The organism is Bacillus cabrialesii (assembly GCF_004124315.2).
Classification (GTDB): Bacteria; Bacillota; Bacilli; order Bacillales; family Bacillaceae; genus Bacillus; species Bacillus cabrialesii.
Map to the genome: position 1 here is coordinate 3,098,372 of NZ_CP096889.1, position 23,691 is coordinate 3,122,062.

The 23,691-nt window shown below is 43.2% G+C and carries 19 protein-coding genes, 1 tRNA gene, 1 pseudogene and 1 riboswitch; of the genes and pseudogenes, 6 read left to right on the forward strand and 15 right to left on the reverse strand.

The genetic code is table 11. The annotated features are described in order from the left end of the window. Positions 1 to 140: 140 nt before the first annotated feature. The 4 genes from gbsR to ktrB all read left to right on the forward strand — a co-directional run bounded on the left by gbsR (position 141) and on the right by ktrB (position 3,816). Entirely contained in the window at positions 141 to 683 is a 543-nt protein-coding gene (gbsR, locus tag EFK13_RS15910; RefSeq protein WP_129507773.1) for a transcriptional regulator GbsR, read from the forward strand. A gap of 206 nt (positions 684 to 889) precedes the next feature. Further along, positions 890 to 1,435 (forward strand): biofilm surface layer hydrophobin BslA, encoded by a 546-nt coding sequence (gene bslA, locus EFK13_RS15915; protein ID WP_129507772.1) that lies wholly within the window; start codon positions 890 to 892, stop codon positions 1,433 to 1,435. 145 nt (positions 1,436 to 1,580) lie between these two features. Continuing rightward, positions 1,581 to 1,729, forward strand: a riboswitch (cyclic di-AMP (ydaO/yuaA leader). 74 nt (positions 1,730 to 1,803) lie between these two features. After that, positions 1,804 to 2,472: a potassium uptake protein KtrA gene (ktrA, locus tag EFK13_RS15920; protein WP_129507771.1), complete on the forward strand. Its 669-nt coding sequence runs from the start codon at positions 1,804 to 1,806 to the stop codon at positions 2,470 to 2,472. Between the two features lie 6 nt (positions 2,473 to 2,478). Further along, positions 2,479 to 3,816: a Ktr system potassium transporter KtrB gene (gene ktrB / locus EFK13_RS15925; protein ID WP_129507770.1), complete on the forward strand. Its 1,338-nt coding sequence runs from the start codon at positions 2,479 to 2,481 to the stop codon at positions 3,814 to 3,816. A gap of 34 nt (positions 3,817 to 3,850) precedes the next feature. Here the strand turns inward: ktrB and EFK13_RS15930 are convergent, their stop codons facing one another. The 3 genes from EFK13_RS15930 to EFK13_RS15940 all read right to left on the reverse strand — a co-directional run bounded on the left by EFK13_RS15930 (position 3,851) and on the right by EFK13_RS15940 (position 6,738). Beyond that, the gene (locus tag EFK13_RS15930; RefSeq protein ID WP_003222348.1) at positions 3,851 to 4,114 is read right to left on the reverse strand and encodes a YiaA/YiaB family inner membrane protein; all 264 of its coding nucleotides are present in this window, start codon (positions 4,112 to 4,114) and stop codon (positions 3,851 to 3,853) included. A 108-nt stretch (positions 4,115 to 4,222) separates the two neighbouring features. Beyond that, the gene (gene lytG, locus EFK13_RS15935) at positions 4,223 to 5,071 is read right to left on the reverse strand and encodes an exo-glucosaminidase LytG (RefSeq protein WP_129507769.1); all 849 of its coding nucleotides are present in this window, start codon (positions 5,069 to 5,071) and stop codon (positions 4,223 to 4,225) included. 152 nt (positions 5,072 to 5,223) lie between these two features. Further along, positions 5,224 to 6,738 (reverse strand): MFS transporter, encoded by a 1,515-nt coding sequence (locus EFK13_RS15940; RefSeq protein ID WP_129507768.1) that lies wholly within the window; start codon positions 6,736 to 6,738, stop codon positions 5,224 to 5,226. Positions 6,739 to 7,211: 473 nt separating this feature from the next. On the opposite strand from EFK13_RS15940, the gene EFK13_RS15945 reads away from it, so the two are divergent. Continuing rightward, positions 7,212 to 7,697: a cysteine dioxygenase gene (locus EFK13_RS15945; protein ID WP_129507767.1), complete on the forward strand. Its 486-nt coding sequence runs from the start codon at positions 7,212 to 7,214 to the stop codon at positions 7,695 to 7,697. A 104-nt stretch (positions 7,698 to 7,801) separates the two neighbouring features. On the opposite strand, the gene EFK13_RS15950 is transcribed toward EFK13_RS15945, so the two are convergent. From EFK13_RS15950 to EFK13_RS15960, 3 genes are all read right to left on the reverse strand, one after another. Beyond that, a tRNA-Ala gene (locus EFK13_RS15950) sits at positions 7,802 to 7,874 on the reverse strand. Positions 7,875 to 7,981: 107 nt separating this feature from the next. Further along, a complete protein-coding gene (locus tag EFK13_RS15955; protein ID WP_129507766.1) occupies positions 7,982 to 8,812 on the reverse strand; it encodes an undecaprenyl-diphosphate phosphatase in 831 nt (276 codons plus the stop codon). A 92-nt stretch (positions 8,813 to 8,904) separates the two neighbouring features. Further along, positions 8,905 to 10,071, reverse strand: coding sequence for an AI-2E family transporter (locus tag EFK13_RS15960; protein WP_129507765.1), 1,167 nt, complete (start codon positions 10,069 to 10,071; stop codon positions 8,905 to 8,907). A gap of 182 nt (positions 10,072 to 10,253) precedes the next feature. Here EFK13_RS15960 and iolU point away from each other — a divergent pair, with 182 nt between their 5' ends. Then, positions 10,254 to 11,240, forward strand: a complete 987-nt coding sequence (gene iolU / locus EFK13_RS15965) for a scyllo-inositol 2-dehydrogenase (protein WP_129507764.1) — start codon at positions 10,254 to 10,256, stop codon at positions 11,238 to 11,240. Between the two features lie 41 nt (positions 11,241 to 11,281). Here iolU and rhaA read toward each other — a convergent pair whose 3' ends face one another. From rhaA to EFK13_RS16005, 9 genes and pseudogenes are all read right to left on the reverse strand, one after another. After that, positions 11,282 to 12,556 carry an L-rhamnose isomerase gene (gene rhaA, locus EFK13_RS15970; RefSeq protein WP_129507763.1) on the reverse strand — a complete coding sequence of 425 codons (1,275 nt, stop codon included), beginning with the start codon at positions 12,554 to 12,556 and terminating at the stop codon, positions 11,282 to 11,284. 24 nt (positions 12,557 to 12,580) lie between these two features. After that, positions 12,581 to 12,895, reverse strand: coding sequence for an L-rhamnose mutarotase (gene rhaM / locus EFK13_RS15975; protein ID WP_129507762.1), 315 nt, complete (start codon positions 12,893 to 12,895; stop codon positions 12,581 to 12,583). 15 nt (positions 12,896 to 12,910) lie between these two features. After that, entirely contained in the window at positions 12,911 to 14,371 is a 1,461-nt protein-coding gene (gene rhaB, locus EFK13_RS15980) for a rhamnulokinase (protein ID WP_129507761.1), read from the reverse strand. A gap of 4 nt (positions 14,372 to 14,375) precedes the next feature. Then, entirely contained in the window at positions 14,376 to 15,152 is a 777-nt protein-coding gene (rhaR, locus tag EFK13_RS15985; protein WP_129507760.1) for a rhamnose catabolism operon transcriptional regulator RhaR, read from the reverse strand. Between the two features lie 59 nt (positions 15,153 to 15,211). Continuing rightward, positions 15,212 to 17,281 (reverse strand): bifunctional aldolase/short-chain dehydrogenase, encoded by a 2,070-nt coding sequence (locus EFK13_RS15990; protein WP_129507759.1) that lies wholly within the window; start codon positions 17,279 to 17,281, stop codon positions 15,212 to 15,214. Between the two features lie 136 nt (positions 17,282 to 17,417). Beyond that, the gene (locus EFK13_RS15995; protein ID WP_129507758.1) at positions 17,418 to 19,406 is read right to left on the reverse strand and encodes a methyl-accepting chemotaxis protein; all 1,989 of its coding nucleotides are present in this window, start codon (positions 19,404 to 19,406) and stop codon (positions 17,418 to 17,420) included. Positions 19,407 to 19,518: 112 nt separating this feature from the next. Then, positions 19,519 to 20,469: a methyl-accepting chemotaxis protein gene (locus tag EFK13_RS21275; protein ID WP_407062100.1), complete on the reverse strand. Its 951-nt coding sequence runs from the start codon at positions 20,467 to 20,469 to the stop codon at positions 19,519 to 19,521. Further along, positions 20,464 to 21,507: pseudogene (locus tag EFK13_RS21280) on the reverse strand (cache domain-containing protein); the annotation flags it as partial. The pseudogene EFK13_RS21280 and the gene EFK13_RS21275, both read right to left, overlap by 6 nt. Before the next feature lie 122 nt (positions 21,508 to 21,629). Then, positions 21,630 to 23,618: a methyl-accepting chemotaxis protein gene (locus tag EFK13_RS16005; protein ID WP_129507757.1), complete on the reverse strand. Its 1,989-nt coding sequence runs from the start codon at positions 23,616 to 23,618 to the stop codon at positions 21,630 to 21,632. Positions 23,619 to 23,691 lie beyond the last annotated feature (73 nt).

Below are 23,691 nucleotides of genomic sequence, written 5' to 3' on the forward strand. Positions count from 1 at the left end.
CTTTAATCTAACATATGGTTTTTAAACTGTCAAAGCCCCATTTTGATTTTCATTTTGACTTTTCTTTATGATTCGTTAAGATAAAGAACATAAAGAAATAACTTAACGAATTTAATTTTCCAAAGGAAAAGAGGGTCAGTATGGATGAAAATCCAGAATTTGCAGCTATAGAACAGGCACGGGATCTTGTAATCGATTCCATTGCTGAAACGATGGATCTTTACGGAATTACCCGCAGTGTCGGGATTTTATATGGGACGATGTATATGAGGGATGAGATGACGCTTGACGAAATGCGCGAGGAATTGCAAATGAGCAAGCCAAGCATGAGCACAGGCGTCAAAAAGCTACAGGACTTAAATGTAGTGAAAAAAACATTTCACCGGGGCATCCGCAAGCATACATTTGTCGCTGAAAAAGATTTCTTCAAATTTTTCACGAATTTCTTTCCGCCTAAATGGGAGCGGGAAGTTCAAGTGAATGTAGCGGCAATTGAGGAAGCTCAGGCTGATTTACAAGAGGTTTTAAACAAGGAAGGCCTTAATGAGGATATGAAAAATGAAGCGTTGCAGCTATTCGAACAGCTGGAAAGCTCTAAAGCTTACTATGATTGGCTGAAACGGCTCGCTGAATCGGTGCAGAGCGGGGAAATTTTTAAGTTTATACCGATCGAAACAAAGTAAGCAGATAACGCCTGGGAAACCAGGCGTTTTTTTTGTTCGTTTATACATAATTACTGCAAATTTGAAAAATACGGGAAAAACACCCCATTTACTTCCAAAATGTTTGATGGTAATTTTATGTAGGTAAAATTTGTATTTGGCCGTTTCAGAGGAGGTGAAAGCGGGCAGGCCTGTGTATTTTATAACTTGATTAGGGGGAATTTATTATGAAACGCAAATTATTATCTTCTTTGGCAATCAGCGCATTAAGTCTCGGTTTACTCGTTTCTGCACCTACAGCTTCTTTCGCGGCTGAATCTACATCAACTAAAGCTCATACTGAGTCTACTATGAGAACACAGTCAACAGCTTCATTGTTCGCAACAATCACTGGCGCCAGCAAAACGGAATGGTCTTTCTCAGATATCGAATTGACTTACCGTCCAAATACGCTTCTCAGCCTTGGCGTTATGGAATTTACATTGCCAAGCGGATTTACTGCAAATACGAAGGACACAATGAACGGAAATGCCTTGCGTACAACACAGATCCTCAATAACGGGAAAACAGTAAGAATTCCTCTGGCACTTGATTTGTTAGGGGCTGGCGAGTTCAAATTAAAACTGAATAACAAAACACTTCCTGCCGCTGGTACATATACTTTCCGTGCAGAGAATAAATCATTGAGCATCGGAAATAAATTTTACGCAGAAGCCAGCATTGACGTGGCTAAGCGCAGCACTCCTCCGACTCAGCCATGCGGCTGCAACTAATCTGAAAGACCGGTTCACGCCGGTCTTTTTTTCGTTTTTTCCCTCCTCTTTTCCTCTATTTCCAGTTATCTTTTTTCTGGTTTAAAATTTAAATTGACAAACACTAGAAACAGGAGTAAATTCTTGAGTGTTCAATTTCATACAGTCTCTTTTACCGCTTAATCAAACACGAACGGGGGAACCAACGATTGGCTGTTATTTTAACAGCCTTGGGGTGAATCTTATTAAGTAAGAGGGGGTACTCTGAATCCCTAATCCGACAGCTAACCTCGTAGGCGTATGCAGAGAGGAGGTCTATTAGCGGCCATTCTTCGAAATGGTCTTTTTTTGCTTCAACAACGTTAATTTCATTAAGGGAGTTATGAACATTGGGAAGAATAAAAAATAAGCAATTTGCCGTGATCGGGCTGGGCCGGTTTGGCGGAAGCATTTGCAAAGAGCTGCACAGAATGGGCCATGAGGTCCTTGCGATTGATATCAACGAAGAAAAAGTAAATGCATACGCTTCTTACGCAACACATGCGGTGATCGCCAACGCCACCGAAGAAAACGAATTGCTTTCTTTAGGAATACGCAATTTTGAATATGTGGTTGTTGCCATCGGAGCGAATATTCAAGCAAGCACCCTGACCACCCTATTATTAAAGGAGTATGACATCCCGAATATTTGGGTAAAGGCTCAAAACTATTATCACCATAAGGTGCTTGAAAAAATCGGTGCCGACCGCATTATTCATCCTGAAAAAGATATGGGCGTCAAAATCGCACAAAGCCTTTCTGATGAGAATGTTTTGAATTACATTGATTTATCTGATGATTACAGTATTGTTGAGCTGCTGGCAACACGCAAGCTTGATTCAAAATCAATTATTGATCTGGATGTAAGAACGAAGTACGGCTGCACGATCCTGGCCATTAAACATCATGGAGATATTCGTCTTTCTCCCGCACCTGAAGACATCATTCACGAACAGGATTGCCTGGTGATCATGGGGCACAAAAAGGATATTAAACGTTTTGAAAACGAAGGGATGTAGACAAAGGTGACAATTCAAAAGGATAAAGTGATCAAATGGGTTCGGTTCACACCGCCTCAAGTGCTTGCAATTGGTTTTTTCCTTACCATTATCATCGGTTCTGCGCTATTAATGCTTCCAATTTCCACAACGAAGCCATTGTCATGGATAGACGCCCTTTTCACGGCGGCTTCCGCTACAACCGTTACTGGGCTTGCAGTTGTCGATACCGGAACAGAATTTACTCTTTTTGGGCAAACGGTCATCATGGGGCTGATTCAGATCGGCGGGCTTGGATTTATGACATTTGCTGTTTTGGTCGTCATGATATTAGGAAAAAAAATCGGATTAAAAGAACGAATGCTGGTTCAGGAAGCCTTGAACCAGCCGACAATCGGCGGCGTCATAGGCCTTGTCAAAGTTCTGTTTTTGTTTTCCATCAGTATCGAGTTGATAGCAGCACTCATTTTATCCATCCGGCTCGTGCCCCAGTATGGCTGGGCATCCGGTTTGTTTGCCAGTCTGTTTCACGCAATATCTGCTTTTAACAATGCCGGGTTTTCGTTGTGGCCGGATAATTTGATGAGCTACGTTGGCGATCCTACAGTGAACCTAGTCATTACTTTCTTATTTATCACGGGAGGTATCGGATTTACGGTTCTGTTTGACATTATGAAAAATCGGCGGTTTAAAGCCTTTTCTCTACATACGAAAATCATGCTCACAGGAACCCTGATTCTGAATGCGGTTGCTATGCTTGTAATCTTTATTTTAGAGTACAGCAACCCCGGCACGCTCGGCCACCTGCATATAGGAGATAAACTATGGGCTTCCTATTTTCAGGCTGTGACGCCGAGAACCGCTGGCTTCAATTCCCTCGATTTCGGTAGCATGAGAGAAGGGACGATTGTATTTACTTTATTATTAATGTTTATCGGAGCAGGCAGCGCTTCAACGGCGAGCGGCATTAAGCTGACTACGTTCATCGTGATTCTAACGTCTGTTATCGCTTATTTGCGAGGTAAAAAAGAAACGGTTATTTTCCGCCGCTCCATCAAATATCCGATTATTATTAAAGCTTTAGCCGTGAGCGTCACCAGTTTGTTCATTGTGTTTTTAGGGATATTCGCCCTGACGATCACAGAAAAAGCGCCATTTATTCAAATTGTGTTTGAAACCTTCTCCGCATTCGGAACTGTCGGTCTTACGATGGGATTGACTCCAGAACTCACAGCAGCGGGAAAATGTATTATTATTGTCATCATGTTCATTGGAAGAATTGGTCCTTTGACGTTCGTGTTTTCATTCGCGAAAACAGAGAAATCAAATATCCGTTACCCTGACGGCGAGGTGTTCACGGGGTGATATAAAAAATCCGGCGTGCAGGCGCCGGATTTTTTTATGATTCGATATGGGATTGATTTTGTCTTTTTTCCTGTTCCGCGATGATTTCGTTATCTTCTGCGTTATCACGGGTCACTTTTTGTGTAAGAATCGCACCGACTGCTACAAGTATCATAACAGCGATGTAATAGCCTTTTTCATTGAGTTCCAGATTATCAGCATTATAGAGTCCGATACTAAACAAAAATACTCCCGCAAAAAAAGTGAAATAAGCTAATACTGTAAAGGCAACTGTGTTTCTTCGTCTATATTTCTGCACCTTTGTTCCCTCCTGAAAGCATAGTCAATAAGTGATAACTTCCGTGGAATATTATACCTCAAATCCCCCTGAATGGAACAAAGAATTAAAAATACCAGTAAAAAGGACTTAGGTTGTTTCCTTTATTTCAACAGCTGAATCATCAATCCAGCCGATGAGTTTATCATTGATTTGAAATTGGTACCATACGGACTGGCCTTTTTGCTTTTTAGATACTACCTTTATGTCTTTGCCAACGTAAGATTGGGCAGAAGTGAGCTTTATGGACCGATCATCAGTAGAAGGCTTGGACCATACGTCTTGAACGGCGCTGTCTTTAATGGAGGCGTTTAAATCCACTGATTTCAGGGATGGATTTACCTCATCGTACTCATCTAAATCGTATTTTTCCACAATAGCGCTAATTTTGTCAGCGTATTCAGGGTCTGTAGCGTATCCTGCTGTTTGCAAGGCAGTTGCCGCTTCCTTATAATCCTCAGCCTCAAGCACCGGTTTATACTTTTTTTTGTTCCACGATGTGCCGCGGACAAACAATTGAGCGTGGTCATCCATAGATTCAAAAAACGTGCTGTATTTTCGAAACTTCGCGCGAATGGTTTTCCTTTTCCCTTTTTCAACTTCGTCAGTTTCCATCGTGACGTGATGGCCTTTATAATTTCCTTTCACGCCAAAAAGATTGTTGGCCTGAGCAGCAAGTTCGCTGTTCCCCCAGTCAGATTCGAGAATGGCCTGTGCGATCGTAATGCTGGGGAGGACATGATATTTCTCATACAAAATTTGTGCATGTCCGGACAGGCTGTCAATAAATACTTGCTGTTCATCAATTTCTTCAGGTTCCTTTGATGTTTCAATCGGTTTTGATAAAGTTGTCGCTAATACAAACAGGGCTAGCGGAATCGATACAATGAAAAATAGTGAAATGAAGAGTCTGCGTTTTTTCAGTTTTTTACGGGCCATGAAAACCTTCCTTCGAGTTAAAAGATTACGAATGTAAAAGAATCTACCTTTTAGAATTTTACTTGCACTTCTAATATTTTTCAATTCTTTAGGGATAAAGTTGGGAACAGATTGCAAACAAAAAACCTTTTCCCTCAAGGAAAAGGTTTTGGTCATATATCAAATTTCTGTTTAAACTTTCTGAGTGCTTTACGATATTCTCTATCATGGATCACTTTATGTGAGAGTCGATGTGCTGAAACGGCTGGTTTTCCCGGAGCCGGCTTCGCTTTATCATGCGGTTTATGAGCCAGCTTGTGCCCCATACCAGTGGCGTTCATGCAGAAGGACAGGCAAACGAGCAGCACGCTCAGGATAAACGAAATGAAAAAAAGATCGTGATAAGCCGTCATCATAGAATCCTGTCTGGCAGCATCTTTTTTCGTGAAAAAGCCGATAAGGATTGGAACCCCCATATAGACAAATAATCTTAAAAACTGAACAGCTGTCATTCTCTTGACCAAATCAGGCAGCGGGCCTCCCATGGCAGCTCCCATCAGCCCTGCGGCGACTGTCAGGCCTGTTCCCGCTGCAAGCATGATAAACAGCACTGCGAACATATATAGAGACGAGTGATCCTGCATATGCAGCCATTGAAAGTTCACAAATACGAGAAAGAGGCCGCCTATAATACCGAGCACCCCGGGCCCGACTCTATCATAAAACAGAGCGCTCACAATGGCGGCAATCGCCACTCCGATTAAAAGCGTCAAGTTTAATAGAATGAGATGCTCTTGAGAAATATCATACATTTGACGGAGCAAGCCCTGAAAAGCAGAAAGGCTGACAGCTACCGTTATTGTTCCTGCAGCGATGATAAATAAGCCAAGCACCGGTTTTGGCAGCAGCATCAGTTTAATAGAAATAAAGGGGTTTTTCGCTTTATATTCCACAATCAATAGAACAAGGAGCAAGCATAACGCAACCCCAACACCAGTCCATACATAACCTGATGAAATCCCACATTTTGGCAGAAAAATAAATGTAACCGCTGAGGCTGCAGCGAGGCAAACAGATAAAACGATCCCTGCACTATCGAGCGGCTGTTCTTGTTCTGCCGCTCCATGATGTTCATCATGAAGAAAGAAATAACTCACCGCGATCCCGACCAGTGACAGTGCGCCAAAGATGTAAAACAGCCATCTCCAGTGCCCGCAGCTTATTGCAATAGTTCCCAGAATCGTGCCAATGATAACAGAACCATAAAATCCGCCGATCAGCACCAGCAATGCATAGTTCCTGCGTTCAATCGGAAATGACAGAACAAGCATTGGAATCATAATCATCAGCATGACACCCGTAGCCGCTCCCTGTAAAAAGCGCCCTGCCGCCATCGATACAATATCGCTGGAAAATGCGAAAAGCAGTGAGCCTAGTATAAAAATGGGTAATGAAACCAGATAGATAGGACGGGCGCCGAATTTTTTCCTCAGCAACGGCCCTGCCGGCACCAATAAAGCAAAAGCCATATTGCCGATCAATATTGGATTCACTAATGTGAAGTCACTTGTACCAACCGTCTTCTGAACAAGGCCTTGAACTGACGACAATGCCGTGTTAGACATCAATCCCGGCCCGACCGCTAAAACAGCCAGCAAAGAAATCACCCAATAGTGTTTTGTCTTCATGTTGTCATTCCTTCCTTTATGATTACATACGAAACACATTATTTTTTTGAAAACAAAAGAAGCTAATAGTTTTTGCATGCCATTAGCTTTTCTTCTAAGACTCTCCCTATGTTGGGAAATGATATTATTTTATTAACACTATGTGAACAAATGAGCATATATTCAATCATTATTCCAAATCGGTTGTGTTTTGTCAATGGCGCAAATTTCAAGTATAAAAGCTTTCCTCTGATTGATGTTGAGCCAAGATGGCTGGAACTTCACTTATGAGTTCCTGCTTGCTCCCTTAAGCGGTTCTATGCAAGCCGTTTTTTTATCTGCATTCCAACGAATAAACTCGAATATGTTGGTGATCATTTTTTTTGTGTTCACTGGGCGTTTGCCGCCTCTAAATTGAATATGGGTAAATACCATGAATTAATCTGTGAATTGCCATGCAAGTCAATTTTAAATAACCCGGGAGGCAAAAGTGAATGGAACTGTATGAGTGTATTCAAGACATTTTTAGCGGCTTGAAAAATCCATCGGTTAAAGATTTAGCAACGTCTTTAAAACAAATTCCAAACGCAGCAAAATTGAGTCAACCGTATATTAAGGAACCAGACCAGCACGCTTACGGCCGAAATGCAATCTTTAGAAACAACGAATTGGAAGTTATCGTTATTCACATTCCGCCACACAAGGAGACAGCAGTCCACGATCATGGCCAATCCATTGGTTGTGCAATGGTGTTAGAAGGAAAACTTCTCAATTCTATTTATCGCTCAACCGGAGAACACGCAGAACTTTCCCATTCATACTTTGTCAAAGAAGGAGAATGCCTTATTTCAACCAAAGGTTTAATCCACAAAATGTCTAATCCCACGTCCGAACGAATGGTGTCTCTTCATGTCTACTCACCCCCTTTGGAAGACATGACGGTCTTTGAAGAACAGAGGGGGGTATTGAAACATTTCTGATTTACAGGAGAAATGCTTTACTTTGACTGCAGTTCTGAAGAATTCAGCGAATGAATCTTTTTCTCAAAAACAAAAAACCCTTATAGAATAAGGGTTTGAAGGTATGGAGCCAAGGGGGCTCGAACCCCTGACCTCTACGCTGCCAGCGTAGCGCTCTCCCAGCTGAGCTATGGCCCCGTATGTAACGTCATGTTTATTATAGATGATTTTTTTTTGAAAAACAAGCTGTTTCCTCTTGAATGAACAGAAAAAATAAGGCTCGGAAAAGAGCCTTATTTTGCAACTTACATCATGATCAAAAGTAAAATCACACCGAGAATGATTCGATAGATTGCAAATGGGACGAGTTTGATTTTGTTAATCAGTTTTAGGAAGAAACGGACGACAAACAGTGCGACAACAAAGGCACAGATGAAGCCGACGATGAAAAACGGCATCAGTTCCGAGTTTAAGCTGTCCCAATGCTTGACAAGGCTTAGAAAGCTTGCGCCCATCATGATCGGCATCGCCATAATAAACGTAAAGTCGGCTGCCGCTCGGTGGTTTAATCCGAGAATAACACCCCCGGAAATGGTTGAACCGGAACGCGAGAAACCAGGCCAAAGGGCAAGACATTGGAATAAGCCGACCCCTATCGCCTGCTTATAGGAAATGCGGTCGAGGGTGTCTGTCGCTGTTTTTCGTTTATTTACCCAATCAGCAAAAAGCATGAGGACTGCCCCGGCGATTAAACCGAAGGCAACAGTTTTAACGGAAAATAAATATTCATCAATGTAATCCTCAAACAAAAAGCCGAGAACAGCTGCAGGCACAAGCCCGACGGCAATTTGGGCAATGCTTAATTTATGTCCTTGTTTCTGGTCGTTTGTAATATTCTTTTTTAAGCCGAGCAAATTCAAAATCCGGTCTTTAAACACGATAACTACTGCTAAAATGGAGCCTAGCTGAATAACCACTTTGAATGAGTTAGCAGCTTCTTCTGACATCAGATCGCTTGATTTCAGCCAGAGATCGTCTACTATGATCATATGTCCTGTCGAAGAAACCGGCGCGTACTCTGTCAATCCTTCTACGATTCCTAAAACGGCTGCTACAAACAATTCCCATAGAGTCATGATTTTGATTCTCCCCATTAGACATTTATTTTTTTACATAACGGGAGCTTTCCATAAATGGAAAGCCCGTCTTATATAACTATAAACGAAAATCACACTTTATGACCCGACGTATTTTCATTTTTTTCTTCTTCGTATAAATGTGACCGCATTTTAAACCAGTCAAATAAATGTGTCGTAATGACTTTGGCAACTGCATAGCCCGGAATTGCAAGAATAATTCCAACAACGCCAAAAAGCTTGCCGGCTGTTAACAGCAGAAAAATAATCGTAATCGGATGGATGTGAAGGTTTTTTCCCATAATTTGCGGAGAGATCAGCTTCCCTTCAATCAGCTGAACAATGGTCCAAACGATCACCAGCTTAAGCAGCATGAGCGGCGATGTCACTATGGCGATGATAATTGCCGGCGTAATGGCAATCGTCGGCCCTAAATACGGAACGATGCTTGTGCAAGCCGCAATGATGGCAAGCAATGAAGCATAATCCAGCCCGATAATCAAATAACCGATAAAAAGCAAAAACCCAATACAGAAGCTGACAATGATCTGGCCTCTGATATAAGAGCTTAACCGATGATTCATTTCGCTTAAGACTGTGTATGTCTGTTCTTTCAATCGAGTCGGCACAAACTTCAGTATGTAGACCGGCAATTTTTTCCCATCTTTTAATAAATAGAAAAGAATAAACGGAACCGTGACGATCGAAATAATAATCTCAGTCAAGGCGCCGATAAAATTCCCAACGCCGGTAAAGGTGCTGTTCACAATCGTCGCTGCCTGATCAGAAACCTTTGTTGCGAGATCGGATATATTGATGTTCATCGTTTGCTGGGCCTGATTGACAAAGTTGCTGCCAATCAGCTGCTTCGTCTGATTTTCTACGATATCCACATATCTCGGGATGTTGTCAATCAGACTCATAATTTGTTCTTTTAAAAAGGGGATGATGGACACGATCGTGATCGTGATCAGCCCGATAATCAATAGATATAACAATAAAATAGAATAGATTCTTCTTATTCTTCTTCTCTCAAGGAAATCGACGATAGGATTTAACAGATAAAAAACAATGCCTGTTAAAATAATCGGCAGTGAAATCGTCTTGAGCAGAACAATAATCGGGGTGAAAATGAATGATGTTTTTGTAAAAACAAGAATATTTAAACCAATCAGCAACAGTACAAGCAAAAATAAAACAAACTTATTGTCCAAGAAGAATCGCTTGAATCTGCCGCTCCAAGTTTGCAACGTCTCCACTATCGTTCCTCCGTCATACATAGTTTATTTAAATTGTACACTATCGTCCCTATAATGAAAAATAATAACCGTTAATTGCTGGAAAAGCTTTCACGCTTTTTGCACTCGGTGTGATATCTATCATGTGATTTTATTGTTTTTAAGCTATAATTTAGCTATATCATGCAAAAGGAGCGATAAGAGTGATACGTTTTGCGATAATAGGAACCAACTGGATTACAGACCGCTTTCTTGAATCAGCAGCGGATATAGAAGATTTTCAGCTGACAGCTGTGTATTCAAGATCGGCTGAAAGGGCTGCCGAGTTTGCCGCTAAACACGGCGCTGAGCGCACCTTTTCAGACCTTCAGGAAATGGCGGCAAGCGATTGCTTTGATGCCGTATACATAGCCAGTCCGAATGCCCTTCACAAGGAACAAGCCGTTCTCTTCATGAACCATGGCAAGCATGTGCTTTGCGAGAAACCGTTTGCTTCGAATGCAAAAGAAACGGAAGAGATGATTTCAACGGCTAAGGAAAACGGCGTTGTGCTTATGGAAGCGATGAAGACCACTTTCCTGCCGAATTTCAAAGAGCTGAAAAACCACTTACATAAAATCGGCACTGTCCGCAGATTTACCGCAAGCTACTGCCAGTATTCCTCACGGTATGACGCGTTCAGAAGCGGAACTGTTTTGAATGCGTTTCAGCCTGAGCTTTCCAATGGGTCATTAATGGATATTGGCGTCTATTGTATTTATCCGGCTGTTGTGTTGTTTGGCGCGCCGAAGGATGTAAAAGCGAACGGATATGCTTTATCCTCCGGAGTGGACGGAGAAGGAACTGTCATTCTGTCTTATGACGGGTTCGAAGCTGTTCTGATGCATTCCAAAATCTCTACTTCCTATGCCCCGGCTGAAATACAGGGTGAAGACGGGACGATTGTCATCGATACGATTCACCGGCCTGAACGAGTAGAAATCCGCTATCGCGACGGCCGTTTGGAAAACATCTCAATCCATGATCCTAAGCCGGCGATGTTCTACGAAGCAGATGAATTTGTCACTCTGATAAAAGAGAAAAAGCTGGAATCTGAAGACAATACATTTGAACGTTCTTTGATCACCGCGAAAATCATGGAAGAAGCAAGAAAGCAAATGGGGATTATCTACCCTGCTGATCAAGCCTAAAAAAATCCGCCCGCGTGCAAATGCCGCGGCGGATTTTTTTATTAGACAATCGGCGAAGATGCCTTCCTCTTTAAAAGCACCTGCTGTTCATACTCCTTTATGTCATGGAGCCAAGCCTCTTTTACCGGCACGCCCTTTTGCTCACAGTAGGAATCCCAGATGGCCCCGAAAGGATATGTTTTAAACTCCTCCATCAGCGCCAGCCTTTCTGTAAAGCGCCCCTCTTCCTGCAATTGTTTTAAATAGCCGTTCGGGAGAAGCAATGCGTACAATAAAGCTTTGATCATATTTCTCGTTCCTATGGTCCAGGCGGCAACACGGTTAATGCTGGCATCGAAAAAATCCAAGCCGATGGCGACCTTCCCGAGAGCCTGATTGCGTACAATTTCAAGCGCGATTTCCTTCAATTCATCATCTAACACCACAACATGGTCGCTATCCCAGCGAACGGGCCGGGACACATGCAAGGCGAGTTTATCTGTGTAAAGCAGCATGGACGAGATCTTATTTGATACCGTTTCAGTCGGGTGGTAATGGCCTGTATCAAGTAAACAAAGCTTATGATTCATCAAAGCATAAGCTAAATAAAACTCATGTGATCCGACAACATATGATTCGGAACCAAGCCCGAACAGCTTGCTCTCGAGTGAATCAAGATTGTGTTGTTCACTGATCTCCTCTGCGAAGATCCGGTCCAGTGATTCTTTTAATCTTTTACGCGGTGTCAGCCTGTCACTCGGGATATCCTTATAGCCGTCGGGAATCCAAATATTCGTCAAGCAAGGTGTGCCTAATTCTTTCCCGAAGTATTCTCCAATACGGCGGCACGCGATGCAATGCCTGATCCAAAATTCCCTGATGGCCGGATCGGGATGTGAAAGAGTGAGTCCGTCAGCCGCTTTTTCATGCGAAAACAAGGTCGGATTAAAATCTAAACCGAGACCGAGACCTTTCGCCCATTTCACCCAGTTTTCAAAATGATGCGGCTTCAATTCATCCCGTTCTGCTGCTTCCCCGTTTGTTTCTGCGTATATCGCATGCAGGTTCACACGGTGCTTTCCAGGAATGAGAGAAAGAGCCTTCTCCAAATCTCTTCTTAATTCCTTAGGGGTTTGCGCTTTTCCGGGATAATTGCCGGTCACGTCAATTCCGCCTGAAAGTTCACCCTTATTTACTTCAAAGCCTTCAATGTCGTCACCCTGCCAGCAATGGATTGAAATAGGCACTTGCTCCAATTGGCGAAGCGCGTCTTCAACATTAATTCCCCATTTTTCATATGCCTGTTTTGCACTGTCATAATTGGCTTTTATGGTCATGCCGCTCTCTCCCTTTTCAGCTTTTTAATCCAAATAAAAAACATCCTTAAGATCTATCGAAACAGGACTGAAATCCGGATTGGTTTTCATTAATGGCGACATCGATTTCCACCACCTCTGGCAAACGTCTGTGTCCGCGATCTGTCTCCACTTCTCTTCATCCTCTATTTCTAAATAAGCAAAAAGCGTGCCTGTTTCTTCGTCTAAAAAAATGGAATAATGGTGCGCTCCATGAGCTTTGAGTGCTTCTGCCATTTCAGGCCATATGTCATCATGCCGCTTTTTGTATTCTTCGTATTTGCCGTGATGGACAAACATGATACTGGCTTTTCTTTTCAAATCTGATTCACCTCTTCACCTTTCGGATAGCGCTTTCAAAACAGTTTGGCGAAATGATTGAATGATCGTGCTTCTGTCAATGTCTTTAGGTGTAAACACTTTGATCGGAAAGGAATTTCTGACGGTTTGCCGGGCCTCATTTATGTCTTTGATTTCTTTGGCAGCAATCATTTGCATCAGCAGATTTCCGATGGCGGTTGCCTCTATGGGCCCAGCGTATACCGCTTTTCCGCTCATGTCTGCTGTTAATTGATTTAAGAAGTCATTTTGGGCTCCGCCGCCGATAATATGAAGCTGCTGAATCTGTTTTTCTGTGATCGTTTCCAGCTCTTTGATGGCAATCGCATAGATGATGGCTAAATTGCTGTAGATGCAGCAGGCAAGCTCGCCTGCAGTGCGGGGAATTTTCTGGCGGGTTTCTTTGCAATAATGTTGGATTTCCTCTATCATGCTGTCCGGTTTAAGGAAACGTTCATCATTTAAGTTTATAAACTGCTGGAAGGGTTCTGTTTTTCGGGCTTCTTCAGCAAGCTGCTGGAAAGAGTAATCTGTTTGTAATTGCTGTCTTACTTCTTGTATCACCCACATGCCGATAATGTTTTTGAGAAAGCGAATGGTATTGTTTGCGCCGCGCTCATTTGTATAATTGTTTTTTAAAGCCAGTTCAGTTAATATCGGTGTTTTGTTTTCCACTCCGATTAACGACCATGTGCCGCTGCTGATATACGCCCATCCATCGTTTACGCCTGGCGCCGCGATGACGGCCGAGGCAGTATCATGCGTTGCGACTGTTATCACCTTGCAAGCCGGCAGATCATAATCCGGGAACCAGTCATTTCTCAGTGCGCCAAGCTCACAACCCGGTTCAGTCAGCGGCGCAAATTGCTGTCCCTGAACTGACACGGCTTCAAGCAATTCGGAGTCCAGCTTTCCAGTTGAGACGTTTAAAAGCTGTGTGGTAGACGCATTTGTGATTTCCATTACGGCTTTTCCGGTTAAACAATAGCCTAAATAATCAGGAACCATCATGACTTTATCTGTCTTTTTCAGCAGCTCACAGTCTTCTTCATACAATTGATAAATCGTGTTAAAAGGCTGAAATTGTATTCCTGTTTTTTGATAGATTGTGTCTTTTGAAAGGTTTTGTTCCAGTTTGCCTATTGTGTGTTCTGTTCTCCTATCCCGGTAGGACATCACTTCCCGCAAACGATTGCCTGTTTCGTCCAGTAAGACATAATCAACTGCCCATGTATCAATGCCTACGGTGCAGCGTTCATACCCAAGGGCTTTCACCTTTTCCAGCCCTTGCAGGATGTGTTTCAGCAAATGATCAATATCCCAAAAGCAATGTCCATCTCTTTGTATAAAGCCGTTAGCGAATCTGTGGATCTCTTGTATGTCAAGCTTCCCTTCCTTCAGTTCACCTACCATGACTCTCCCGCTTGACGCGCCTATATCAATGGCAGTATAAATCATTCTTTCACCCTCTCTTCGGAAGGGGAACAGCTGTCACTTTCACCTCTTTGTCTTCAAGCGCTTTTACCGATGCCCGGTCAATTCCAGAATCGGTAATAAGGCGGCTGATGTCTTGCAGCGAGGCGATATGTGAAAACTCACGGTTCCCCCATTTGCTTGAATCGGCCATCAAAATGGTCTGATCAGACCTTTCGATCATCCGTTTTTTGAGCAATGCCTGCCACTCGTTTGAGTCACTCATCCCATTGTTTATGTCAAATCCTTTACATGACAGAAAGGTTTTATTGACATGATAGGTCTCAAGCGAACGCTCAGCTAACGGACCGGCAAACGATAATGATTTTGCCAGCAAGATGCCGCCTGTTGAAATGACCGATATGTTTTCTTTATTGCTGAGTTCGATGGCTGCCTTCATTGAGTTGGTAATGACGGTGAGCTTAATATTAGGGAGTATTTTCGCCATGTACCAGGCGGTTGTGCTTGCATCGAGAATGATTCGGTCGCCGCTCTCTACGTATTTGGCCGCTTCGTGAGCGATGGCTTTTTTTTCTGTGACATTTGTGATTTCCCGTTCAGAAAAATGAACTTCTGATTCTTGCTGCTGAATACTGACCGCTCCCCCGTGGCTCCGGCTCAGTTTATGTTCTTTCTCAAGCTTTTCAAGGTCGCGCCGAATGGTTTCTTCTGTGACAGAAAAAATGTCACTTAATTCGGATACGCGAATGCTTGAACGCATATTCACTATTTCTACTATTTTTTGCTGCCGTTCTGCTACTAGCATCGGTAACGCCCTTCCTCATATCATAATCCATCTTATTGTTTTTCTATCATAGCATATGTCTAACGCGTGAAAGCAGCAGGGACACCGCCGTCTACCGTGATCATGCAGCCCGTTGTTTTTTCGGCTTTAGAAGAAGCGAAAAACGCGATGGCTTCGGCAATATCCTGCGGGTAAATATTGACGAGCAATGCCGTTCTTTTCCGATAATGTTCCTCCAGCTGATCTGGTTCAATCCCGTATGCAGCGGCCCGTTCCTCCCGCCAGCTTGATCCCCAGATAGCCGATCCTTGAAGAACCGCATCAGGCAAAACAGAGTTGACCCGAATGCCGTATTCTCCGCCTTCTGCTGCGATACATCTAGCCAAATGGGTTTCAAGCGCTTTTACCGAGCTGTAGGCAGATGCGTTTTTACCCGCATAAACTGAATTTTTTGATCCGACAAATACCATGCTTCCGCCTCTGTTTTGCTGTTTCATTTGTTTAAACGCTTCACGGGCCACAAGGAAATAGCCTGTTCCTAATACATTCATATTAAGATTCCATTCTTTTAGACTTGTTTCGTCAAATGGGCTTGATGTGGCCAGCCCGGCATTATTGACGACGATATCAATCCCGCCGTAAGCAAGCGCCGCTTGTTCAAAGGCTGACTGTATGTCTTCCTCCCTTGTCACATCCATTTTGACAGCCATTGCCCGTCCTTCTCCATATACATCGTTTATTTCCCCGGCAATTTTCTGTGCGCCTTCTATATTAAGATCCGCTGCGATCACGTGCCCTCCTTCAGCTGCAAAGCGGCGGCATGCGGCACTGCCGATTCCGCCGGCTCCTCCTGTTATCAACGCAACCTTACGGGAAAATTCTGCTTCCGGCGGGGCCAGCGTAAGCTTATATAATTCTAACGGCCAATATTCGACATGGTAGGATTCATTTTCATTTAAAGAAACAAAGTGCCCAAGAGCTGTTGACCCTTTCATTACGGCGATGGCTCTCCGATATAAAGCGCCGCTCACTTTAGCCATCGCATAACTTTTTCCTGTATTCACCATCCCGATGCCAGGAATTAAAATTACCCGCGGAGCTGATTCAAAGATTTGGTCCCCCTCCTGCTGATTGCGTGTAAAGTAAGCCTGATACTCTGACGTAAAACGCTCGACTCCCGACTTGATCAAGTCCGCCAGCTTACGCACATCTTGAGTCTCTGGATTCCACTCAATGTACAGCGGAACCCGCTTTGTGTGAACAAGGTGATCCGGGCATGCCGCACCGATTTGCGAAAGCGCTGGCGCTTGGACACTGTTTACAAATTCCAAGACGTCGTCATGATCATCATAGGAAAGGATCATTTTCTTTTCTTCACTGACAGCTCCTCTGATCACAGGCATGATGGCTGCCAAGATTTGTTTTCTTTGCTCTTCCGGCAGCGGCAGATACCTCTTGCCTCCGAATTTCTCATGTTGATTGATACGCTCGTTAATATACCGCTCGGCTTCTTGAATGATGGATATCGTTTTTTCATAACATGATTCGGATGTCTCTCCCCAAGTGACAAGGCCGTGTTTCTCCATTAACACGAGCTCAGCGTTCGGATTGTTCGCTACGCCTTCAGCGATCATTTTAGACAAAGTAAATCCAGGGCGGACGTATGGCACCCATACAAACCGGTTTCCGTAAATGTATTCAGCGATTTGTTTTCCATTATCAGCGCAGCAAATGCTGATAATCGCATCGGGATGAGTATGGTCAACATGATTGTATGGCAGGAAAGCGTGTAACAGCGTTTCAATTGAAGGGCGGGGATGCTTGCTGTCTATCATACAATGAGACAAGTAGTCTACCATTTCTTCATCTGACATGTGGTCCCTTTCGATCAGCGGGCGGATATCATCTAACTTTAAACCTGTAAAGTTATGCGCTTTCATTTTTGCTAAATCCGAACCGCTTCCTTTCACCCACATGACTTTTGTTTCACGTCCTCTGAAATCCTTTTCCGTTGTTTTCATAGACGTATTCCCGCCGCCCCAGTTGCAAACAGTGCGATCTGATCCGATCAGATTGGACCTGTACACCAATTCTTCTACGCCTTTTTGCAGCTGTGCGGAATGCTGCGAATCCCATACATGTTTTACCATATTTGATATTCCTCCGTCCCCTTTTTATTTGTATCCGTTTTCATTATATATGATCTTTGTTTATTTTTGAATTCTTTTTATTTATTTTTGTTTTGATAAAAAAAGAAAGCGGCAGGATATGCCGCTTTCTCTTTCATTACGATTCAATTTTAAATTTCTTCGTGATGTCCTGAAGTTCTTCCGCCATGTTTGCCAACGTTTCAGCTGAAGAACTGATTTCTTCCATGGACGCAAGCTGTTCTTCCGCCGAAGCTGCGATGTCTTGAATACCTGCTGAGCTTTCTTTCGACACTGCAGAAATATCTTCAACCGCACTTGACACTTCCTGTGATCCGGCTGACAGCTGTTCAACCGTCGCGTTCAGGCTTTGCAATTCGCCGGAAATTTGGGTTGTCATTTCATAGATTTGTTTAAAGCTTTCCGCTGTTTTGTCAGTAATCTGCAAGCCTTCCTTCACTTCATGATTCACAGATTGGAACATCGAAAGGGAAGTGCTGATTTCTCTGACAATCTCTTGAATTAACCCTTCAATTTCCTTGGCAGAGTCTGCTGATTGCACGGCAAGTTTTCTGACCTCTTCCGCAACGACTGAGAAGCCTCTTCCGAATTCTCCCGCTCTTGCCGCCTCAATCGCAGCATTTAATGCCAGCAGATTGGTTTGATCAGCAATGCCGTTAATCACATTCAAGATACTTGTGATGTCTTGCGATTTTGTTTCAAGCCCCTTCACAACCGCTTCCGCTTTTTGAACGGATTGGTCGATTGTTTTCATTTGCCCGACTGTGTGCTCCACCAATTTTTCTCCGCTGCCCGCTGCCTCAGAGGACTGGATCGATGACTTCGTAATGGTTGAAGACGCCTGAGCCACTTTTGAAATCCCGTCGTTCATTTGAGAAAGATGGTTTGAGCTTGTTTCCAGTTTCTCGCTTTGCGCCTCATTGCCATCTGAAAATTGTTCAATGGCAAGTGTAATGTGTTCAGTCGCCTTGCTCGTTTGGGCTGCGCTTGCCGTCAGCTCTTCAGAAGATGAAGCAACGTTTTCTACAGACGTTTGAATAACGCCGATCACAGAACGCAATGATGCTGACATTTCGTTAAAGCTTTCTCCAAGCTGTCCAAGCTCGTTTTTCGAGTGAATGTCAATGACTTCTGTGAGATCTCCGCTGCTGATTTTCGCAGACGTTGTGACCAGTTTTCTTAATGGCTTCGTAATGGCACGGATAATCAAGAGAATGAGTAAGCCGCCGATCACAATTGACACGCATAGAATGATAAGTGCTGTGTTCAGTACCGGACTTGAAGCATCTTGCAATTCACTGACAAAGTATGTTCCCCCGATTTTCCAGCCTGTCAGTTTATTAGTCGTAAATGCCATTTTCTTATCTTTGCCTTCAAATGTATATTCAAATGAGCCTTTTTCTTTGGAATACACTTCGTTTGTCCAATCGCCGGAACCAGTTGTCCCTGGCTTAATCGTCGGATGTGCGATGTATTTTTTGTTGCCTGTTGTAATAAATGCGAAGCCTTCTGTACCGATTTTGATTCTTTGTGAAGCAGCCAGCACTTCATCGAGATTTAAATCAATTGCTACGACCCCTGAACCATCTTTTAATTGCTCTGAAATCGTGACTACCATATCTCCTGTCGCTTCATCAGTATACGGCTCTGAGAAAACTGCCTGTCCTTTTTTCGCAACGGCTTGCTTGTACCAGTCACGCTCTGTTGGATCAAAGCCTTTAGGGATGCCGCTATTCGGATATTTGTAAAGTTTTTTGTTTTCTGAAGCCGCATAGATTGCCCCTACATCGGCATTCAATGTTGTGTACTGCTTAAATTTTTCGTTCAGTAATGTTTTGTTTTTTCCTAATAAAATATTTTTATCGAGTGTCTCGCTGTAATAATCAAGTGCTTTTACTTTATTATTCAATTTGTTTTGCAGGGTGCTGTTGAGTTCTTCAACGTTCCCCATTGCACTATTCGTAAGCTCCCTGTCCAGTGCGTTCCAAGCTGATTGATAACTGAAATATGCTAAAACCCCAACCGGCAAAATTAGCACTGCCAGAAACGCAGCGATAAGCGGTTTGCTGATCGATGGCTGTTTGATCCATTGTATAAATTTTCCCATTCTCGTTGACTCCTCCTTTAAGCTAAATCTAATATCGTCAAACTAGGATAAAAGGTTTAATAAAAAAACTAAAAAAAACACCCAAACGCTCGAGCTTGGGTGTTTTGGATTATTATTCGATTTTGAATCGTTTTGTCATATCGCGAAGCTCTTCCGCCATAGACGAAAGGGTTTCCGCTGACGAGCTGATTTCTTCCATGGAAGCAAGCTGCTCTTCTGCTGACGCCGCGATGTCTTGTATATGAGCTGAGCTTTCTTTTGAAATCGATGCAATGTGCTCAGACGCTCCAGAAACTTCCTCGGAGCTGGCAGAAAGCTGCTGAACCGTCGCACTCATATTTTGCAGTTCACCGGCGATTTGGTTCGTCATTTCAGAAATGCGTTTAAAGCTTATTTCTGTTTTATCTGTAATGTCAAGGCCTGTCTGGACCTCTTGATTGACAGACTGGAACATGCCTAGAGATGTATTGATTTCCTTCACAATTTCGATGATTAATCCTTCAATCTCTTTTGCTGAATCTGCTGACTGAACTGCCAGTTTTCTTACTTCTTCCGCTACAACGGAGAAGCCCCGGCCGTATTCGCCTGCGCGCGCCGCTTCAATCGCTGCGTTTAGAGCAAGCAGGTTCGTCTGATCTGCGATTCCGTTAATCACACGCAAAATATTGGTGATGTCTTTCGATTTCGTTTCCAATCCGCGTACAACTTGTTCTGCTTCTTTAACTGACTTGTCAATAACGTTCATTTGGCCGACGGTTTGATGAACAAGCTTGCCGCCTTCACTTGCAATTTCTGTTGATTGAACAGATGAATCTGTGATGACTTCAGAAGCTTGAGCCATATTCGTCAATCCGTCATTCATTTGATAAATGTGCTCTGTTGCGGTTTCAATGTTTTCGTTTTGTTTTTCATTGCCGTTTGAGAATTGTTCAATCGCCAATGTAATATGCTCTGTTGCCTTGCTCGTTTGCGCAGCTGATGCGGTCAGCTCCTCAGAAGAAGCGGCAACATTGTCTACCGAATCCTGGATGGCGTGTATGAGAGAACGAAGTGACGACGCCATATTGTTAAAGCTTTTGCCAAGTTCGCCTAATTCATCTTTTGAACGGATATCAATGGTTTCCGTCAAATCTCCCTCGCTGATCCGCTTAGAGGAACCGACAAGCTGTTTCAATGGCGTTGTAATCGACCGAATGACAAATGTCATCACAATAATACCTAAAATAATAGCCGCGGCCAAGACGATTAAAGCCAGGTGAAGGACGGGCTGGGCTGCCTCATGAATTTCATTCAAATACATGGTGCCCCCGATTTTCCATCCCGTTAACTTATTCGTATCAAAGGCCAATTTTTTCTTATCGCCGTCCATGGTGTATTGAAAATCACCTTTATCAGCATTCAGCATTTTCTCAAGATAGTCGCCCTTCAATTCAGTTCCTGAGGTTTCATCAGGATGAGCGACAACCTTTTTGTCCTTCGTCATGATAAATGCGTAGCCTTGTGTGCCGATGTTGACTTTTTTGGTTGTTTTCAGCAGGTTCTCAATCGTCATGTTGATGGCGATAACGCCTGAACCATCTTTTGTCTGCTGGGCGATTGTTACAACCATCGTATTTGTAGAAGCGGTTTTATAAGGATCTGTTATTACGACTTTTCCTTTATTCGCAACCGCTTTTTTGTACCAATCGCGTTCAACCGGGTTATAATCACTCGGCATCGGAAGATCCGGGTAACGGGTAAAGCGCCCGTTTTCGTCACTTGTATAAATGGATTCTACATCCTTGTTAATGCTGATATATTGTGAGAATTTCTCTGCAATGCTTGCATTGCTTTTTGCATTGTATTTCTCTTTCGTCAGCCATTCGCTGAAGTAAGCTGCACTGTTTTCTTTTTCACCGATGCTGGTATTAATGATTTCGTTTAATTGCTGTACATTTTCCAATGCGCTCCCCATCATCTGTCTGTCGAGTGAGCTGCTTGCCGATTGATACGCAAAGGCCGCCAGTATGACAACCGGTATGATGAGGATCGACAGAAAGGAAACGAGAAGCTTCCGTGTAATTGACCTTTGTTTTATGAGTTGGAGTATTTTTTTCATCATTCATTTCTCCTTTTTTATGCTACCCTTCATATCGGCCGGAAATGGGTAAATATATACAGTAAAAAAGAAGAATTTTAGAAAAAGAAACTATTTCCCTATAAAAAGATAGTTTTTTAGACCTATTACTCATCTACCTTAAATCGTTTTGTCAGATCACGGAGTTCTTCAGACATTTTTTCAAGCGTCTGTGCGGAAGAACTGATCTCCTCCATGGATGCCAGCTGTTCCTCGGCTGAAGCGGCGATATCCTGGATGCCGTCCGAGCTTTCTTTAGAAATGGCTGTGATATCATTTGAAGCGGCAGAAATTTCTTGAGCTCCCGCTGACAGCTCTTCAACCGTCGCATTCATGTTTTGCAGAGTTGAAGCAATTTCTTTGGTCATGTTCGAAATATGTTTGAAGCTCTGTTTGGTTTCATCCGTCATGACAAGCCCTGTTTCAACTTCATTATTCACAGACTGGAGTACGTTCAATGATGTATGAATTTCTTTTACAATTTCGCTGATCAGCGATTCAATCTCTTTTGCCGAGTCAGCCGACTGTACCGCGAGTTTTCTCACTTCCTCAGCGACGACGGAGAAGCCCCGGCCGTATTCTCCCGCTCTGGCCGCTTCAATGGCGGCATTTAAAGCCAAAAGATTGGTTTGATCCGCAATGCCGTTGATGACACGCAAAATATTCGTGATATCCTTTGATTTGATCTCAAGTCCCTTCACGACTTGTTCTGCTTTCTTTACGGAATGATCAATCGTATTCATCTGGTCGGCTGTTTTCTGTACGAGTGTCTCACCCTTGCTTGATAATTCTGTTGAATCTGCGGATGTTTCTGTAATGACTACAGCAGCACGCGCCAGTTCAGCCAATCCATCGTTCATTTCATTAATTTGTTCGGTTGTTGTCTCGATTTTGTCGCTTTGGCTTTCGCTTCCGTTTGAAAATTGCTCGATGGCCATCGTAATATGCTCAGTGGCTCTGCTTGTCTGGTCGGCGGATGCGGTCAGTTCTTCGGATGATGAGGCAACGTGTTCTACTGAGTCTTTGATGCCATGAATGAGTGAGCGAAGCGAGTGGGCCATATGATTGAAGCTCTGGCTCAGAACGCCGAGTTCGTCTTTTGAATTGATTTCAATCGTTTCGGTTAGATCGCCTTCACTGATTTTTTCAGCTGATGTGACAATGCGTCTTAATGGTTTTGTGATGGACCGGATCACAAAATAAATGGCGGTAATTCCGGCTGCGATGGCAATCACCAGAACGATAGAAGCCATGGTCAGCACTTTGCTTGCAGCATCGCGGATCTCGTCCGAATACATCGTCCCGCTGATTTTCCAGCCTGTTGTTTCACTTGTGGCAAAAACCATTTTCTTCTCTTTGCCTTCATACGTGTATTCAAAATCGCCGTTTTTATCTTTGTAGAGTTTATCAACCCAATCCCCTTTTAACTCTGACCCCGCTTTTTCTCCGGAATAGGCGATGACTTTTTTGTTTTGGCTTAAAATAAAAGCATAGCCGTCTTTTCCGATATTGATTTCTTTCGCGGTTGTGACCAGGTCATCAATTTTCATATCGATTGCGACAACGCCTGATCCGTCCTCCGCCTGGCGGGCGATGGTGACGACCATTTTCCCTGATGAAATAGATTCATAGGGCTCAGTGACGATTGTTTTGCCTTTATTGGCCATTGCTTCTTTATACCAATCTCGTTCCAAAGCATTAAAGTCACTTGGCATGTCCGCGTACGGATAACGTGTGAATTCCCCGTCTTTGCTGCTGGAAAATATCGCAGCGACATTGTCATTCATTTGGATAAATTGTTTAAATTCCTGTTTCAGCTCTGTTTTCTTTTTATCCTTAAACTTATCAGCTGTAGCCCAATCGCTGAAAAACGCGAGGCTTTTTTCAGTCGTGCTGATTTTATCATCAATGATGTGATCTAATATTTGGACGTTTTCCTTTGCGCTTTGCGTCATCTGGATATCAAGAGAGGCAACTGCTGATTGATAAGCGATTACCGAAAGGACGGTAATGGGTACAATTAAGATCAGCAGGAAAGAAATAATAAGTCTCCTGGCAATTGATGACCTGCGAATAGTAGTGAATGTTTTTTTCATTTCCTTTTGAACCTTCTTTCAATAATTTACAAATTATATCGGCGGATATTCCTTTATATTACATTGAAAATGA